Source organism: Caballeronia calidae (assembly GCF_900044055.2).
Classification (GTDB): domain Bacteria; phylum Pseudomonadota; class Gammaproteobacteria; order Burkholderiales; family Burkholderiaceae; genus Caballeronia; species Caballeronia calidae.
In genome coordinates, this window is the sequence record NZ_FCOX02000015.1 from 133,965 (window position 1) to 148,228 (window position 14,264).

Here is a 14,264-nt window from a genome sequence, read left to right on the forward strand (position 1 = left end):
CTCCTTCAGATGACGCAGCGCGCCGCAAGATTGCGCAGCGCACGGATCGCGCTATACGCCGTGAGCGCGGATGTCTTGGGATTCGAGGGCAACGGCTTGCCGCACATTTCGAGCGACATCTCGCCGAACGCGCCGCGCGCGACGATGCGATGCACGTTGCGCTCGACCGCCGGATCGGCGATCAGACGCACGCGCGTGCCATCGAGGCCGAGGCCCGCGAGCGCGATCGTCGCCGCGACGTTCGCGTTCTTCGGATAGAGCCGCGCCGCATCGCGCGCGCTGCCTTCGAAGATGACCTTCTCTTCGGTCAGCGACCTCAGATCGCACAGCATTTCGGCGGGCGTGCCGAGCCAGCCGAGCGGCGGCTTGCGGCCGGTGTACTGCACCTCGTCGAGGCCGCCTTCTTTCGCCGATGCGATCGCATCGACGCCACCGATCGCGCCGGACAACAGCGTGAGCGTGGCCGCGCCTTCATCGGCGGCGTTGGACAAAGCATCGAGCAAGCCCGCTTCCGACAGTGCGCCGATCGATGCGACCGCGCAATCCGTGCCCGACTTCAGCAACGGCACGACATGATCGACGAGCGCCGCATGCCCCGCGCATTCGAGCGCGAATTCCGGATGACTGGCGAGCGCATCGACGCGCGATACCACATCGACGCGATCACCCAGGGCAGCGCGCACCTGATCGCGGTCGCGCTCCGGCACGATCACATGCGAGATGCGCACGTGCGGATCGTTGTCGAGCGCGCGATACACCGCCGAGCCGATCGCGCCGAAGCCGATCATCGCGACATCGATCGCGTGATTGACGTGACGTGGATCACGCATATTCCGGCTCCTTCGGCTCTTCCTTCTTCACGGGCGGCCCAGCGAAGGCGGTCGCGAACGAGCCGACCGACAGCATGTCCACTTCGACGAGCACCGGACCGTCGATGGCAAGCCCTTCGCGCACGATGCCGTCGGCCTGATCGAGCGACGTGATGCGGCGATGCGCCAGCCCGAGACTTGCACAGAACTGCGCGAAATCCGGTTGATGCAGATCGACGAACATGCGGCGTCCGCCGTAGTTCGCGTCCTGAATGTTGCGGATCACGCCATAGCATTGATCGTTCATCAGCACGATCATCACGTTGGCCTTTTCCTGCACGGCGGTCGCGAGTTCGCCGACGTTCACCATCAGACCGCCATCGCCGACGAGCGCCACGGTCTTCTTCGCAGCACCGGAAAGCGCCGCGCCGATGGCCATCTGCATGCCTTGCCCGATGCCGCCGCCAAGTGCATGCACGCCCGCGCGCGGATTGAAGATCTTCAGCAGGCGATTGCCCCACGTGCTGTTCGAGATCGTGACGTCGCGCACCCAGTTGTAGTCGCGGCCCACCGCGCGTTGCAGCGAATCGACGAGGCGCTTGTACGGTCCGAGTCCCTTCGATACTTCCGCGACCGCCGTTTCGCGCGCGGCGGCGAGATCGCCGGCGAAAGCCGCATCGATGCGGATGCGTCCTTCGAGCAGCGTCGCGAGTTCGTCGAGCACGCGCGATGCGTCGCCATGCACGAAGAGATCGTTGCGATAGCCGCGGTTGTCGGCGAGTGCATCGGCGTCGATGCGATAGAGCGGTTGCGGCAAGGCGAGCTTGTACTTCAGCGTTTCGTTGCCGCGCAGACGCGAGCCGACGACGACGAGCGCATCGCACGTCTTATAGAAGGCTTCGACGGACGGATGCACGTTGAACGCGCCGAGCGTCGCCGGATGATCTTCCGGCAGCACGCCGCGGCCTTGCACGCTCGTCACGACGCCGAAGCCCAGCTTCACGAGGCGTTCGACCGCGCTGCGCGCATGACGCGTGCCGCCGCCGAGCCACAGCAGCGGACGCTTCGCTTGCGTCAGTGCATCGGCAAGCTGCTTCACGCGCAGGCTGTCGTGCGTGAGCGTGTTCACGTGCGGCGCGGCGAGATCGGCGGGCCATTCGATCTCCGCAGCCTGAATGTCGATCGGAATCTCGACGCTGACCGGACCCGCGGGCGCGGTCAGCGCGACGCGCACGGCTTCACGGATCGTCGGCAATGCCGTGTCGATCGTGCGCACGCGGAATGCGGCCTTGGAGATCGATTGCAGCATCGACAACTGATCGGGCGCCTCGTGGATATACGCCAGGTCCTGATCGAGATATTCGGTTTCGATCTGACCGGTGATATGGAGCAGCGCGGTGCCGGCGGTCAGCGCTTCGACCATTGCGCCCGCAGCGTTGCCGGCAGCCGTGCCCGTCGATGTGAATGCGACGCCCAGTTCGCCCGACACGCGCGCGAGACCATCGGCCATGTTCAATGCGCCTGCTTCTCCGCGCGCGCCGACATAGCGGATGTTGCCGCGACGGCCGATCGCATCGAGGATCGGCATGTTGTGAATCGAGATGACGCCGAACGCCGTGCGCACGCCGCATTGTTCGAGAAACGCGGCGATCAGTTCGCCGACGGTGGTTTTTTCAGACATGACGAGCAAAGCCTCCGGAAACATCGATATGGCTGCCGGTCGTATACGACGACAGCTTTGTTGCGAGATAAAAGAGCGCCTGGGCCGCTTCTTCGGGAAGGCCGAAGCGTCCGAGCGGAATGTGCTTCTTGCGCGCGAGCTCGGCCGTCCATTGCTCCCAGCTCTGGCGCTCGGTGTTACTGGCGTTTTCGTTCAGATAGTGTTGATAGCGACGCTTCCATTGCCCCGATTCGACGATGCCGATCAGAATCGAATTGACGCGGATGCGTTGCGGCGCGAGTTCGGTCGCGAGCGATTTCACGAGACTCAATACGCCCGCTCTCGCCGATGAAGTCGCGACCATATGCGGCTCGGGTTGCAGCGCGAGCAGCGAGTTCACGCAGACGATGGCGGGTGACGGCGCGTCCTTCAGGATCGGCAGAAAGGCGCGCGTCGGGCGGATGACGCTGAAGTACTTCAGTTCAAGTTCATCGCGCCAGGCGTCGTCGGCGGTATCGGCGAACGTGGATATGCGGCCCTGGCCCGCGTTGTTCACGAGCATGTCCACGCGGCCGAAGCGTTCCGTCACGCGCGCGGCGAATGCGTTCACTTGTTCCGCGTCGAGCACATCGCAGCGTGCGGCGAGCAGTTGCGCCCCCGGGAATGCTTCCGCGAGCGATGCTTGCGCGGCGTCGAGCCGGTCGGAATCGCGTCCGCAGATCGCGACGGATGCGCCGGCTTGCAGGAACAATCGCGCCGTCGCGAGGCCGATGCCCGACGAGCCGCCCGTCACGACCGCGACCTGTCCTGTTAGATCGATTTGAATCATTGCAACCCCAGAGACTTCATATAGCGGCTCGACGCTGAACCACGCGCGGCCGGACGATAGTTGAGACGCATCGAAAGCGCATCGGCTGCTTCGCGAACCTTGTCGATGAGGCCGCTTTCGAGCAACGCGGCATCGATCTCCGGACGCGGGATCGTCGTCGTGATGACGGCGACGATGCGTCCCGTGTCGTTGCGAACCGGCGCGGTCACAACCGAAATGCCGCGCTCGAACGACGACTGGCTCGTCGCATAACCGCGGTCGGCGTCTTCCTTCACGCGTTCATGGAGTTCTTCCACCGTTTCGGGCGTGGACTTCGTGAAGCGTTCGAGATGCGCTTCGGGATAAAGCGCACGCAGTTCATCGAGCGAGAGATCGCCCATCAGGACGTGGCCATGCGTGGTCGCATGCGCGGGCAGGCGCGTACCGACGTTCACCTTCACCGAACTGAAGATCGGCGCGTGGCTCTGCGCCTTCGCGACGAACACGACATCGCGGCCGTCGCGAATCAGGATGTGGCTCGTGAGTCCGGTTGCATCGCGCAGTGCTTCGATGATCGGCAACCCGAGGTCGGTCAGTTCCAGCGAGCTCAGGTACTCGAAGCCGAGACGCAATACGGCCACGCCCAGGCGATAGTTGCGATCCTTGTCTGCGCGCTCCAGGAAGCCGAGCGATTCGAGCGTCTGCAACAGGCGGAAAACCGTCGTGCGCGGAATGCCGAGGCGCCGCGACAGTTCGGGCGCGCCCAGCACGGGCTCGCGCGGCGAGAACTCGGTGAGGATCTTCAGACCGCGTTCGAGTCCCGGCACGATATAAGTCGGTTCGCCCTTGTCGGCTTCTTCCATGACGGGGGATGTCATTGCGGTACTCCGTCTTTCGTGTGACTCATGTGACATTCGATGCCGTTGCAAAACGAAGCGATGAGCGCGGTATAGGCGGCGGGCGATTCGACATAACCCGCGTGGCCCGCGCGCGGCATCACTTGAAGACTGACGTGGGCGGCTTGCGCGATGCGCTCGCATGCGGCGGGCGGCGTGATCGCATCTTCTGCGCCTACAGCAACGGCGATGCGTCCGTGGAAGCGCGCGATGTCGGCGGCGAGATCCGCGTTCGCCAGAAGATGCGTCGCTTGCGCGTAGCCTTCCGGCACGATGCGCGCCATGTTCCAGCGGACCCATTCGCGCGCGGCTTCGTCGGCATGGTGCGAGACCATGTTCGCGCTGCGCTCGCGTGCGAGCCCTTGAGGGCCGAGTTCATGCAGCATCTTCAAACGCGCATCGCGTTTCGATTCGCGCACTTCCTTCGACGCTGCGCCATAGCCCGCGGCAGGCGATATCAGCAACAAGCCCGCGACACGCTCCGGCGCGCTTGCGGCAAACGAACCGGCGATGATCGCGCCGAGCGAATGGCCGACGAGCACACATCGATCGACGTCGATCGCATCGAGCCACGCACTCAACGCTCGTGCATAGTCGGCCGCAATCGGCGCTTCACTCGCTACACCAGTTGAAATGCCATAACCCGGCGCATCCCACGCAAGCACGCGACGCGTCGAACCCAGCACGTCGAGTTGCCGAATCCACGACGCCGCCCCCGACCCGATGCCATGCAGCAACACGACGGGCAGGGTGCGCAGATGCATCGCACCTGCCTCGCGATAACCCGTGGTGCCGTGCGCGGTATGGACTTGCATGTCAGGAAAGCACGCGAGCGTCTCGATGTTCATCGCAGCCTCAGCGCTTCAACCTGGCCAAGGGAGAATCCGGCGGATACGTCGGCGTGATGGGCTTCGGTGCGCCGAGCATCACGCACATCAGCGCGTCTTCCTCGCCGATGTTGATCTCCGTGCGATACACGCCCGGCGGCACGGAAATGAGATCGCGCTCGCCGAGCACGGCTTCCCACGTCTTTCCGTCCTTCTCGCAGATCACCTTCATCTTTCCGCGCAGCACGAAGAAGATCTCTTCGACGTCGATATGAATATGGCTCGGCCCGATGTTGCCGGCGGGAATCACCATCGTCGAAAACGTGAAGCTGCCCGCCGGAATCGTATTCATATCCTTCGCGACGCCCGTGCCGCCCGTGCCGACATAGCGCATCTGCGCGCGGCGATACTTCGGGTCGTAATCGGCCTGGAACTTGAGGGCGTCCCAGTCATAGCGGCGTGATTCGAGTCGCGCGACGCGCGAGTCCATCCATTGCTCGAAGCTCGCGTCGGCGGGCTGATCCCACGATTTGCGTTCGATGTCTGCATCGGCCATTGCTTTCTCCAGGTTCTATTCAAATGAAGCGAATCAATTCATCACGAAGCCGCCGTTCACCGGCAGCAACTGGCCCGTCACGAAGCGCGCCGCGTCCGAGAGCAGGAACAGCACGGGACCGTTCACGTCGTCGGGCACTTGCGCGCGCGTGAGTGCGCGGCCTTCGAGGTAGTACTCGTGGCGTTCGGCGGGCACGTAGGCGGTGGCTTCCACTTCGGTGAGGCCGGGCGCGATCGCGTTGACGGTCACATTGCCGCCGCCGAATTCGCGCGCGAGCGAGCGCGTCATCGCGATCACCGCGCCCTTGCTCGCAACATAGGCGAGCAGCTTCGGCGCGCCCCACATGGCCGTATCCGATGCGATGTTCACGATCGCGCCGCGTCCCGATTCCTTCAGATGCGGCACGCACGCGACGCTCATGAGCCACGTCCCGCGAACGTTGACGTTCATGACGGCGTCCCACGTGTCAGGCGTGAGTTCATCGGCGAACTTGCCGCCCGAGTTGGTGATCGCGGCGTTATTGATCAGGCCATCGAGGCCGCCCAACGCTTTCACGCTTTGCGCGACGAAGTCGGCGATGCTGTGCGGATCGTTCAGATCGAGCGGGAAGAAATGCGCGGCGCCTTCGAGCGACCGCGCGAGCGCTGCGCCTTCTTCATGCAGCACATCGCCGAACGCGACGTGCGCGCCTTGCTCGACCAGCGCGCGCACGAACGCCGCGCCAAGTCCGCGAGCGCCGCCCGTCACGAGCACGCGGCGGCCATCGAGTGCGTCACGCATGAGCGTGCTCCGTGTTCTTCGGGAGCGCGTCGAGCGCGGCGAGATGCTGCTGGGCGCGCTGCTTCAGCATGCGGCGCACACGCGTCATGCCGACATCGTGCTGATAGAGGAATTCATGATTGCGCGCGTTCGGCGCGAGGCTTTCGAGCACGTAACGGTCTTGCTCGAGCACGGCCCAGTGCAGCCCTTCCAGGCGATTGCGATACAGGAAGCGCCATGCATCGCGCTGCCAGCCGGAGACCTTGCGCGTGCGCCAGAAATAGACCTGGCAGTTATCTTCATCGACGGGCGTCGCGAAGCCGATGATCCCGAAGTTGCCGCCCGGGCCGAACTTCTTCTTGTACGGAATCGCGAGACGCATCCACAGGCAGCCGGTTTCGCCGAGCTCGACCCAGTCGAAGTTCACGTCGCGCTGATTCACCTTTTCGAACATGAGGCCGGTGTCGGTCTTGCGCACGCGCATGTCGGCCTGCTTGTCGCCTTCGGCCATCGAATGCGACGTCGCGTGCAGATACGCGCCGTGCATCGGGTCCATCACGTTGTCGATCGCGTACTGGTAATTGCACTTCCAGTGCGACATGCACAGAAAGCTCGCGTATTCATCGCCGACGAGTTCTTCCGGCAGCACGAGCGGCGCGGGTTCTTTATTGGCGTCGTCGCCGAACCACAGGAAGATTGCGCCCGCGTGCTCTTCGACGGGATACGACTTGACGCACTTCTGGCCTTCGAGCGGACATGCGGAAACGGCCGGCACGCGCTGCACGGTGCCGCTGCCGTCGACTTCGACGCCGTGATACCAGCACGCGACGCTGCCGCCGAGATTCCAGCCGAGCGACAGACGCGCGCCGCGATGCGGGCAGCGGTCTTCGAGCGCGTGCACTTTGCCTTCGTTGTCACGCCAGAGCACGATCTGATCGCCGAGGCGCGTCAGGCCAATGGGCGCATTCGCCACTTGCCAGCTCGGCGCGACGGGATACCAGTAGTTTCGCAAGCCCCGATCGAGATAAGCCTGAACGGGATCGGCGGCGTTAGTGGATTGCTGAGGGGATGTCATGGGGAAGAATTCCTTCTTTATTCAGCGAGCGTTCTCAGTTCGGCGGCGAGGCGATCGGCAGTCCAGTTCATGCCTTCGGGCGTGCGGAAACCGTCCTTGTTCAGCCCCGCGACCACCTGTTCAAGCTCCAGCGCGCCTGCTTCGAATACGCGTTCGAGCGCATCGCCGAAGTCGTTTTCGTATTGCGTCGGCTCGGCCTTGCGCGTCTGCCAGATGAAGTTCTCGGTCTGACCCGGCTTCTCGATCACGCCCTTTCCGGCGACGTTGTTCGGCTGCGGCGCGAGCCACGGCTTGAGATGCGGGTTGAAGTTCACGACTTTTTCCATGTCACGCCACCTTGATCTGGATTTCCTCGCCGGCGAGGCGCACCGAATACGTCTTCAGGTCGCGGCCGCCGGGCTCTTTCAGGCATTTGCCCGTGGGTATGTGAAACACCGCTTCGTGCAACGGGCACTCGACGGTGTCGCCATCGACGAAACCCTGCGTCAGCAGCGCATAGGCATGCGGGCAGACATTCTCGAGCGCATACAGCTCGTCGCCCACTTTGTAGATACCGATTTCCGCGCCGTCATCGAGCTTGAATTCGATCGGTGCGTCTTCCGACAGATCGCCGGCATGCCCGGCGCAGCGCCATTGTTCAGACATCTTTCATCCTTTCCTCTGGTTCGCCTGTGTTCCACTAAAGGAACATCAGTTCGTGTATGGGCATTATAGGAGTCACTCCGGCGCCGGAAAATAGAAATGTGAAGGTCTAGGTGAAAACACTGAAGCGGACTCGTTTAAAAGACGTGCTGCGCTCCTGCGCCGACGTAATTGCGACCGATCGACATTGATTTGTAAGCGTTTTCCGTGCCGATCCCTGTGATGTCCGTTCGCCTCAGGGTCTTCCCGGGGTCATCTCGATTTTGTTTTTTTGGCGAGAGAAATCTCACTATACTTTCCATAGGCAGTACGTTGATCCATATATGGAACATAAAACGCGAGCAACGGAACGCCTTAGGGATGGGTCGAAACTGGCCGTCCAGCCCGAAAAAAAGTAACGACGGCAGTACAGGAGACGCGGACGGGTCCGCCTTGAACCATACGGTTAGGAGAACGAAGGGTGAAGCACATCATCGCAGCGGGGCTCATCGGAGCGGGCGTCGCGACCGGCGCAGCGGCGCAAAGCACAGTGACGCTCTACGGCAGCCTCGATGCCGGCATCGCGTATATCAACAACGTCGGCGGCCATCCGAAGTGGATGCAGGAGCAGGGCAACATGCAGCCGGACCGCTGGGGCTTTCGCATCGTCGAGGATCTGGGCGGCGGGCTGAAAACCGTCGCGCAGCTCGAGAATGGCTTCTATACGAACACCGGCAACTTCGCCAAGGCCGGCACGTTATGGAACCGGCAGGCTTATCTCGGACTGGATCAGGAAAACGTCGGTACGTTGACGCTCGGTCATCAGACGCCGTTCAGCTTCGACATGCTCGGGCCGCTCTCGACCGGCTATCTCGCTGCGAGCTGGTACGCGTTTCATCCGGGCAATATCGATGAACTCGCGGACACCGGCGTCGTGCCCTACGACAACTCGGTCAAGTTCCGCTCGGCGAGCTTCTATGGATTTTCGCTCGGCGCAATGATGGGCCTCGGCAACACGACGAACTTCTCGACGGGCCGCAACTACGGCTTCGGCCTCTCCTATGCGAACGGTCCGTTCAAGGCGGCGGCGACGTACTCGAACGAGCACAACCGCAATCCCGCGATCGTGACGATGGGCTTCTCGACGTTCCAGGGCCAGCCCGCGGCGACGTACATGGCGGAGAAGCAGGAAGTGATGGGCGCGGGCGCGGCGTATGAGATCGGCAAGTTCGTCGTGCACGGTCTCTATACGCGCGTGAAGCTGCAATCGAACGGCCAGTCGGATACCTACCAGACATACGACGCGGGCGTGACCTTCAAGCCGGTGGCGTGGAACTGGATTGCGGGTGGCGCGGCCACGACGACGTTAGCGGGAGGACGCTGGACGCAGTTCGAGATCGGCGATATCTACATGCTGTCGAAGTCGACGCAACTCTATGTGAACGCGCTCTACGAGCACGCGACGGGTGGCGCGAAAGCGGCGTTCTTCACGGCGGGCGTGTCGAGCACGGCGAATCAGGTCATCGTGCTCGCGGGCATTCATCACTCGTTCTAGGCGAGCATCCTGCGGGCTGCGAGCGCGGCGGTCGGGTCGTCTGCGGAGGGGCGATAGTTGAGGCGCGTGGAGAGTTCCATCGCCGCGGCGCAGATCGTTTCGACGAGTTCCGACTTCTCGGCATCCCCGCCGATGTCCGAGCGCGGCACGGTTGCGGCCACCGCCGCGACGATCGCGCCGGAATGATCGCGCACCGGCGCGGTGACGACGGAGATCCCGCGCTCGAACGATGCCTCGCTCAGACCATAGCCGAGCGCCGCGCACTCTTGCACGCGTTCATGGAGCTCATCGACGGTCGCGGGCGTGCGTTCCGTGTACTTCTCCAGTTGCCCCTCGGGATAGAGCGTCCTGAGCGCGGCGAGCGACAGATCGCCCATCAACACGTGCCCGTGCACGGTCGCGTGTGCGGGCAGGCGGGTGCCGACATGCACTTTCACCGAACTGAACAGCGGCTCGTGACTCTGTGCTTTCGCAACGAACACGACATCGCGCTGATCGCGGATCAACAAATGCGTGGAGAGCCCGGTCGCATCGCGCAGGCGCTCGAGAATCGGTGTGCCGAAGTCGGTCAGTTCGAGTGAGTTCACATATTCGAAGCCGAGCCGCAGCACCGCGACGCCCAGACGGAAATTGCGGTCGCCGTTGACCCGTTCGAGAAAGCCGAGCGATTCGAGCGTTTGAAGCAGACGAAAAGTCGTCGTGCGCGGAATGCCGATGCGCCGCGACAACTCGGGCGCGCCGAGCACCGGCTCGCGCGCCGAGAATTCGGCGAGGATGCGCAAGCCGCGCTCGAGCCCCGGCACGAGATAGGTGGAACCGCCAGCGATCGATGCGTCTTCTTCCGCGGTGTCGAGATTCTCTGCGGGCGTGTCTTCCTGTTTGCTTCGTCGGGCCATGTTCGGCAGTCTTTGTAATCGGGCAATGGACAATCATAGCGCGAGACCGCCGGTGTTCATGCACTCGTCGCTTTGGCCGCCCAGCCGCGATCGACGGCTGCGCTGGCCGGCGAAGGGCGTCGAGTCAGCGCGCTCGGAACGAGCGGAGATCGGCCTTTAGCGAAGACAGGCGCCGACAACTCCAAGAGCTTTGAAGGATGCGCGAGAGCTTCCGCTCTGCGATGGCGTGAATGCGGTGGAATCCGTTGCGGAACACCTTCAACGTCCGGGCATCGTCGGCGTCTGGCGTGAGCCAAAAATACGCTTCGAGGGCTGCTCGAGAGACAACGCACGTCACCGGCTCCCCGTGGCGGAGCAGGACGAAGGTGAGGCTACTTTTATTGGCCGCGTTCTGTGGTTTCGAAACAGGCGCTTTCATACGGAGCGTCGAGCGTGTAGCGTAGCTCGGTCGTTACCAATTATCCGGTGCTTCTCCTCGGTCACTTGATGGCATCGGTCGTCGTCGATGTGCAGATATAAGCGCGTAGTCGTCAGCGAGGCATGTCCGAGGGTATCGCGGACCATGCGCAAGTCGACCTGTCGATCGGCCATATGCGAACTTTCACATCGACTCGCGCTATCCGGCCGTTGCAGCGAGATCCCGATTGCGGATGATCCAGTCGCTGAAGAGCTTGACCTTCGGCTGATTCGCAACGCAGTCCGGATAGACGAAGTAATAGCGTGAACCAGTCTCGAGCACGGTGTCGAATGGCATGACGAGGCGCCGGGCCGCCACGTCTTCGCTGACCAGGGTGCGGTCGCTGATTGCGACGCCGAAGCCCTGCATGGCTGCATTCGTCGCCAGATCGAGTGTCTCGAAGGTCGGCCCGAGCGTCGCGTCGATCTCGCTTGCGCCCACGCGGTCGAGCCATAGCTTCCAGTCGCGGTGATCGCGCGTTGGATGCAGCAGGGCATGCTGCGCGAGATCCGCCGCGGCGGCGAGCGGTCTTTCGTTGAGCAGATCCGGCGAGCACACGGGCGTCAGCTGCTCGTCGAAGAGGGGCACGGCGTGCACGTCCGCGCCGGGCGACGAGCCATAGATAATCGCCGCATCGAACGATTCCACCTGAAAATCGACGTCATGCTGCCAGGTCGTCGTGATCTGTAGTTGCAGCTCGGGATGCTCGGTCTGGAAGCGCATGATCCTCGGCAGCATCCAGCGCATCACGCAGGTGGGCACTTTCAGCGCGAGATCGGTGCGCTGTCGCGTGAGGCGCAGCGATACCTCCTCTATACGCGCGAAGCCTTCTCTCACGACGGGCAACAGCACGTCGCCTTCCGCCGTCAACGTCAGTCCCCGTGCTCCCCGTTTGAAAAGCGGAAATCCGAAGTATTCCTCGAGCGCGAGGATCTGCCTGCTGATCGCGCCTTGCGTGAGGCACAGATGCTCGGCCGCACGCGTGAAACTGCGGTGACGCGCGACCGTCTCGAAGATCTGGAGTGCATTGAGCGGAGGAAGTCGTCGCATGGGGCCTGTCTCCGATCATGTAAATCCCGATAGCCGGAAATATAGTAGCAAGCGCAGGACGGAGCGTGATGGCGGCAAAGTCCCGCTGCTAATGAAGTATCTTGCCCAGAAATTCCCGCGCGCGATCCGACCTCGGATGGGCAAAGAACGCGTCCTTGTCGTCGTCTTCGACGATACGCCCGTGATCCATGAAGATCACCCGGTGCGCGACCTTTCTGGCAAACCCCATTTCGTGCGTGACGCACATCATCGTCATGCCTTCCTGCGCCAGCTCGACCATCACGTCCAGCACTTCGTTGATCATCTCCGGATCGAGGGCGGAAGTCGGTTCATCGAACAACATCGCGACGGGGTCCATCGACAGCGCTCGCGCGATCGCCACGCGTTGCTGCTGGCCGCCGGAAAGTTGGCCGGGATATTTGTCCGCGTGAGCCCGCAGGCCGACTCGCTGGAGCAGGCGCAGCGCCTTGTCGGACGCTTCGTCTTTCGTGCGGCCGAGCACTTTCGTCTGCGCCAGCGTGAGATTTTGCGTGATCGACATGTGCGGAAACAGCTCGAAATGCTGAAACACCATCCCGACCTTCGAGCGCAGCTTCGACAAATTGGTCCGCTTGTCGTGGACGGACTCGCCATCGATCGTGATGGCCCCGCTCTGGAACGGCTCGAGCCCGTTGACCGTCTTGATGAGCGTCGACTTGCCGGAGCCGGAAGGTCCGCAGACCACGACCACTTCGCCTTTGCTGACCGTGGTGGTGCAGTCCGTCAGAACCTGAAACTGGCCGTACCACTTCGACACGTTACCGATGGAAATCATGCGCAAACCCGTTTGTGACATGGTTGAAGAAGGATGCCTGCCGTTGCGGCGGCTTCACCGATGCCTGCCAACCCGATACCGGCGCTCGAGCGCACGCGCATACCAGGTCAGCGGAAAGCACATCGCGAAGTACAGCAACGCGACGAGGGCGTAGATCGGGAAGGGGCGAAACACCGCGTTCGTGATCATGGTTCCGGTCTTGGTCAACTCGGTAAGCCCGATGATCGACGTGAGCGCGGTGCTCTTCACGACCTGCACGAGAAAACCCACGGTGGGCGGCACGGCGATCTTCCATGCCTGCGGCCAGACGACATACCGCAACTGCTGCGTCCACGTCATGCCGAGGCTCGCCGCGGCGCTCCATTGACCGCGCGGCACGGCCTCGACACAGCCTCGCCAGATGTCGGAGAGATACGCGCCCGTGTAGAGCGTGAGCGTGACCGTCGCGGCCGCCCAGGGCGACACCTCGACGCCCAGCAGCGGCAAGCCGAAGAACCCGAGGAAGAGCTGCATCAGAAGCGGCGTGCCCTGGAATACTTCGACATACAGCACGACCATCCGGCGCAGCCACGGCAGCGGCGACACGCGCATGGCGAGCAGCACGAGCCCCGTCACGCCGCCGCCGACGAACGCGATCAACGACAGCAGTAACGTCCAGCGCGCGGCGAGCATCAGATTGCGCGCGATATCCCATAGCGTGAACTCCATCATCGTGAACGCTCCTTCGGAAGGCCGGGGTCGGCCGCGCCGACACGCAGGGAAAACTGGCTGCGCCAGCCGCGTCGCGGCGCGATCGTGACGCCGCGGGCGCTTCGTCCCGCGAACAGCCGCTTGCCGAGCCGGTTGATCAGCATGCGCAGCACGATCGACAGCAGCAGATAAATCGCGGTGACGATGACGTAGCACTCGAACGAACGGAAGTTGCGCGACTGAATGAAGCTGGCCGCGTGCGTCAGGTCGGCCACGGAAATCTGCGATACGACCGCGGAGCCGAGCATCACGATCAGCACCTGCCCGAGCAACGCCGGAAACACATTGGCGAGCGCCTGCGGCAACACGACGTGGCGGAACACGTGCGGGCCCCGCAAGCCGAGCGCCATCGCGGCCTGGACCTGTCCGCGCGGAATCGAGTCGATTCCGGCGCGAACGATTTCGATGGCGTACGCGCCGAGGTTCACGGTCATCGCCAGCACGGCGGCTTCGATTTCGCCGATGTGCACGCCGAGGCTGGGCAGCCCGAAGAACACGAAGAAGAGCTGCACGAGAAACGGCGTGTTGCGAATGAGCTCGACATACGTGGCCACCACGGCGCGAACCGGCTTCGACCCCGTCACGGCGAGACATGCTCCGCCGATACCGACCAGCCCGCCCAGCAGCGTCGACGCCGCGGTGAGACCGAGCGTGACCGCGACGCCGTGCGCGAAGACGTCCGCGTAGAGGCCGAAGTCACTGAAATCGAACGTGTAGGTCATCGAGGCGCC

General features: G+C 63.2%; 17 protein-coding genes and 1 pseudogene. 1 reads left to right on the top strand and 17 read right to left on the bottom strand.

All coding sequences use genetic code 11. The features are described from left to right. Positions 1 to 5: 5 nt before the first annotated feature. The 10 genes from AWB78_RS16215 to AWB78_RS16260 are packed head-to-tail and all read right to left on the bottom strand — an operon-like array spanning position 6 to position 8,035. Complete coding sequence (locus tag AWB78_RS16215; protein WP_062605930.1) at positions 6 to 830, bottom strand: aspartate dehydrogenase; 825 nt, start codon at positions 828 to 830, stop codon at positions 6 to 8. Continuing rightward, complete coding sequence (locus AWB78_RS16220) at positions 823 to 2,490, bottom strand: thiamine pyrophosphate-binding protein (protein ID WP_062605931.1); 1,668 nt, start codon at positions 2,488 to 2,490, stop codon at positions 823 to 825. Before AWB78_RS16220 ends, AWB78_RS16215 begins: the two co-directional genes overlap by 8 nt. Continuing rightward, on the bottom strand, positions 2,483 to 3,298 hold the full coding sequence (locus AWB78_RS16225) for an SDR family oxidoreductase (protein ID WP_062605933.1): 816 nt from the start codon (positions 3,296 to 3,298) through the stop codon (positions 2,483 to 2,485). Before AWB78_RS16225 ends, AWB78_RS16220 begins: the two co-directional genes overlap by 8 nt. Further along, a complete protein-coding gene (locus AWB78_RS16230; RefSeq protein WP_062605935.1) occupies positions 3,295 to 4,155 on the bottom strand; it encodes an IclR family transcriptional regulator in 861 nt (286 codons plus the stop codon). The genes AWB78_RS16225 and AWB78_RS16230 overlap by 4 nt, the downstream gene beginning before the upstream one ends. Beyond that, complete coding sequence (locus AWB78_RS16235) at positions 4,152 to 5,021, bottom strand: alpha/beta fold hydrolase (RefSeq protein ID WP_062605937.1); 870 nt, start codon at positions 5,019 to 5,021, stop codon at positions 4,152 to 4,154. The genes AWB78_RS16230 and AWB78_RS16235 overlap by 4 nt, the downstream gene beginning before the upstream one ends. Positions 5,022 to 5,028: 7 nt before the next feature. Further along, entirely contained in the window at positions 5,029 to 5,556 is a 528-nt protein-coding gene (locus AWB78_RS16240; protein ID WP_062605939.1) for a cupin domain-containing protein, read from the bottom strand. A gap of 33 nt (positions 5,557 to 5,589) precedes the next feature. Next, entirely contained in the window at positions 5,590 to 6,336 is a 747-nt protein-coding gene (locus tag AWB78_RS16245) for an SDR family oxidoreductase (RefSeq protein ID WP_062605941.1), read from the bottom strand. Next, on the bottom strand, positions 6,329 to 7,390 hold the full coding sequence (locus AWB78_RS16250) for an aromatic ring-hydroxylating dioxygenase subunit alpha (RefSeq protein ID WP_062605943.1): 1,062 nt from the start codon (positions 7,388 to 7,390) through the stop codon (positions 6,329 to 6,331). The genes AWB78_RS16245 and AWB78_RS16250 overlap by 8 nt, the downstream gene beginning before the upstream one ends. Positions 7,391 to 7,407: 17 nt before the next feature. After that, entirely contained in the window at positions 7,408 to 7,716 is a 309-nt protein-coding gene (locus AWB78_RS16255) for a recombinase-like helix-turn-helix domain-containing protein (protein ID WP_062605945.1), read from the bottom strand. A gap of 1 nt (position 7,717) precedes the next feature. After that, on the bottom strand, positions 7,718 to 8,035 hold the full coding sequence (locus AWB78_RS16260; RefSeq protein ID WP_035500201.1) for a non-heme iron oxygenase ferredoxin subunit: 318 nt from the start codon (positions 8,033 to 8,035) through the stop codon (positions 7,718 to 7,720). Positions 8,036 to 8,492: 457 nt separating this feature from the next. Between AWB78_RS16260 and AWB78_RS16265 the strand changes: the two genes are divergently transcribed. Further along, the gene (locus AWB78_RS16265; protein WP_062605947.1) at positions 8,493 to 9,566 is read left to right on the top strand and encodes a porin; all 1,074 of its coding nucleotides are present in this window, start codon (positions 8,493 to 8,495) and stop codon (positions 9,564 to 9,566) included. Here the strand turns inward: AWB78_RS16265 and AWB78_RS16270 are convergent. The 7 genes and pseudogenes from AWB78_RS16270 to AWB78_RS16290 all read right to left on the bottom strand — a co-directional run bounded on the left by AWB78_RS16270 (position 9,563) and on the right by AWB78_RS16290 (position 14,255). Next, entirely contained in the window at positions 9,563 to 10,462 is a 900-nt protein-coding gene (locus tag AWB78_RS16270) for an IclR family transcriptional regulator (RefSeq protein ID WP_062605949.1), read from the bottom strand. The genes AWB78_RS16265 and AWB78_RS16270 overlap by 4 nt on opposite strands. Positions 10,463 to 10,586: 124 nt before the next feature. After that, the gene (locus AWB78_RS43525) at positions 10,587 to 10,880 is read right to left on the bottom strand and encodes a DUF1488 family protein (protein ID WP_074173457.1); all 294 of its coding nucleotides are present in this window, start codon (positions 10,878 to 10,880) and stop codon (positions 10,587 to 10,589) included. Beyond that, positions 10,877 to 11,059, bottom strand: a pseudogene (locus AWB78_RS48320) (hypothetical protein); the annotation flags it as partial. The pseudogene AWB78_RS48320 and the gene AWB78_RS43525, both read right to left, overlap by 4 nt. 19 nt (positions 11,060 to 11,078) lie before the next feature. Then, positions 11,079 to 11,969, bottom strand: coding sequence for a LysR substrate-binding domain-containing protein (locus tag AWB78_RS16275; protein ID WP_062605951.1), 891 nt, complete (start codon positions 11,967 to 11,969; stop codon positions 11,079 to 11,081). An 88-nt stretch (positions 11,970 to 12,057) separates the two neighbouring features. Beyond that, a complete protein-coding gene (locus AWB78_RS16280; protein ID WP_062605953.1) occupies positions 12,058 to 12,783 on the bottom strand; it encodes an amino acid ABC transporter ATP-binding protein in 726 nt (241 codons plus the stop codon). 54 nt (positions 12,784 to 12,837) lie between these two features. Then, positions 12,838 to 13,494, bottom strand: a complete 657-nt coding sequence (locus tag AWB78_RS16285; RefSeq protein WP_062605955.1) for an amino acid ABC transporter permease — start codon at positions 13,492 to 13,494, stop codon at positions 12,838 to 12,840. Continuing rightward, positions 13,491 to 14,255: an amino acid ABC transporter permease gene (locus AWB78_RS16290; protein ID WP_062605957.1), complete on the bottom strand. Its 765-nt coding sequence runs from the start codon at positions 14,253 to 14,255 to the stop codon at positions 13,491 to 13,493. The genes AWB78_RS16285 and AWB78_RS16290 overlap by 4 nt, the downstream gene beginning before the upstream one ends. Positions 14,256 to 14,264: the final 9 nt, after the last annotated feature.

Bases quoted from the DNA above. Each gene is read 5' to 3' on its own strand.
- AWB78_RS16215 (WP_062605930.1), bottom strand. From the start codon at position 830: ATGCGTGATCCACGTCACGTCAATCACGCGATCGATGTCGCGATGATC.
- AWB78_RS16220 (WP_062605931.1), bottom strand. From the start codon at position 2,490: ATGTCTGAAAAAACCACCGTCGGCGAACTGATCGCCGCGTTTCTCGAA.
- AWB78_RS16225 (WP_062605933.1), bottom strand. From the start codon at position 3,298: ATGATTCAAATCGATCTAACAGGACAGGTCGCGGTCGTGACGGGCGGC.
- AWB78_RS16230 (WP_062605935.1), bottom strand. From the start codon at position 4,155: ATGACATCCCCCGTCATGGAAGAAGCCGACAAGGGCGAACCGACTTAT.
- AWB78_RS16235 (WP_062605937.1), bottom strand. From the start codon at position 5,021: ATGAACATCGAGACGCTCGCGTGCTTTCCTGACATGCAAGTCCATACC.
- AWB78_RS16240 (WP_062605939.1), bottom strand. From the start codon at position 5,556: ATGGCCGATGCAGACATCGAACGCAAATCGTGGGATCAGCCCGCCGAC.
- AWB78_RS16245 (WP_062605941.1), bottom strand. From the start codon at position 6,336: ATGCGTGACGCACTCGATGGCCGCCGCGTGCTCGTGACGGGCGGCGCT.
- AWB78_RS16250 (WP_062605943.1), bottom strand. From the start codon at position 7,390: ATGACATCCCCTCAGCAATCCACTAACGCCGCCGATCCCGTTCAGGCT.
- AWB78_RS16255 (WP_062605945.1), bottom strand. From the start codon at position 7,716: ATGGAAAAAGTCGTGAACTTCAACCCGCATCTCAAGCCGTGGCTCGCG.
- AWB78_RS16260 (WP_035500201.1), bottom strand. From the start codon at position 8,035: ATGTCTGAACAATGGCGCTGCGCCGGGCATGCCGGCGATCTGTCGGAA.
- AWB78_RS16270 (WP_062605949.1), bottom strand. From the start codon at position 10,462: ATGGCCCGACGAAGCAAACAGGAAGACACGCCCGCAGAGAATCTCGAC.
- AWB78_RS43525 (WP_074173457.1), bottom strand. From the start codon at position 10,880: ATGAAAGCGCCTGTTTCGAAACCACAGAACGCGGCCAATAAAAGTAGC.
- AWB78_RS16275 (WP_062605951.1), bottom strand. From the start codon at position 11,969: ATGCGACGACTTCCTCCGCTCAATGCACTCCAGATCTTCGAGACGGTC.
- AWB78_RS16280 (WP_062605953.1), bottom strand. From the start codon at position 12,783: ATGATTTCCATCGGTAACGTGTCGAAGTGGTACGGCCAGTTTCAGGTT.
- AWB78_RS16285 (WP_062605955.1), bottom strand. From the start codon at position 13,494: ATGATGGAGTTCACGCTATGGGATATCGCGCGCAATCTGATGCTCGCC.
- AWB78_RS16290 (WP_062605957.1), bottom strand. From the start codon at position 14,255: ATGACCTACACGTTCGATTTCAGTGACTTCGGCCTCTACGCGGACGTC.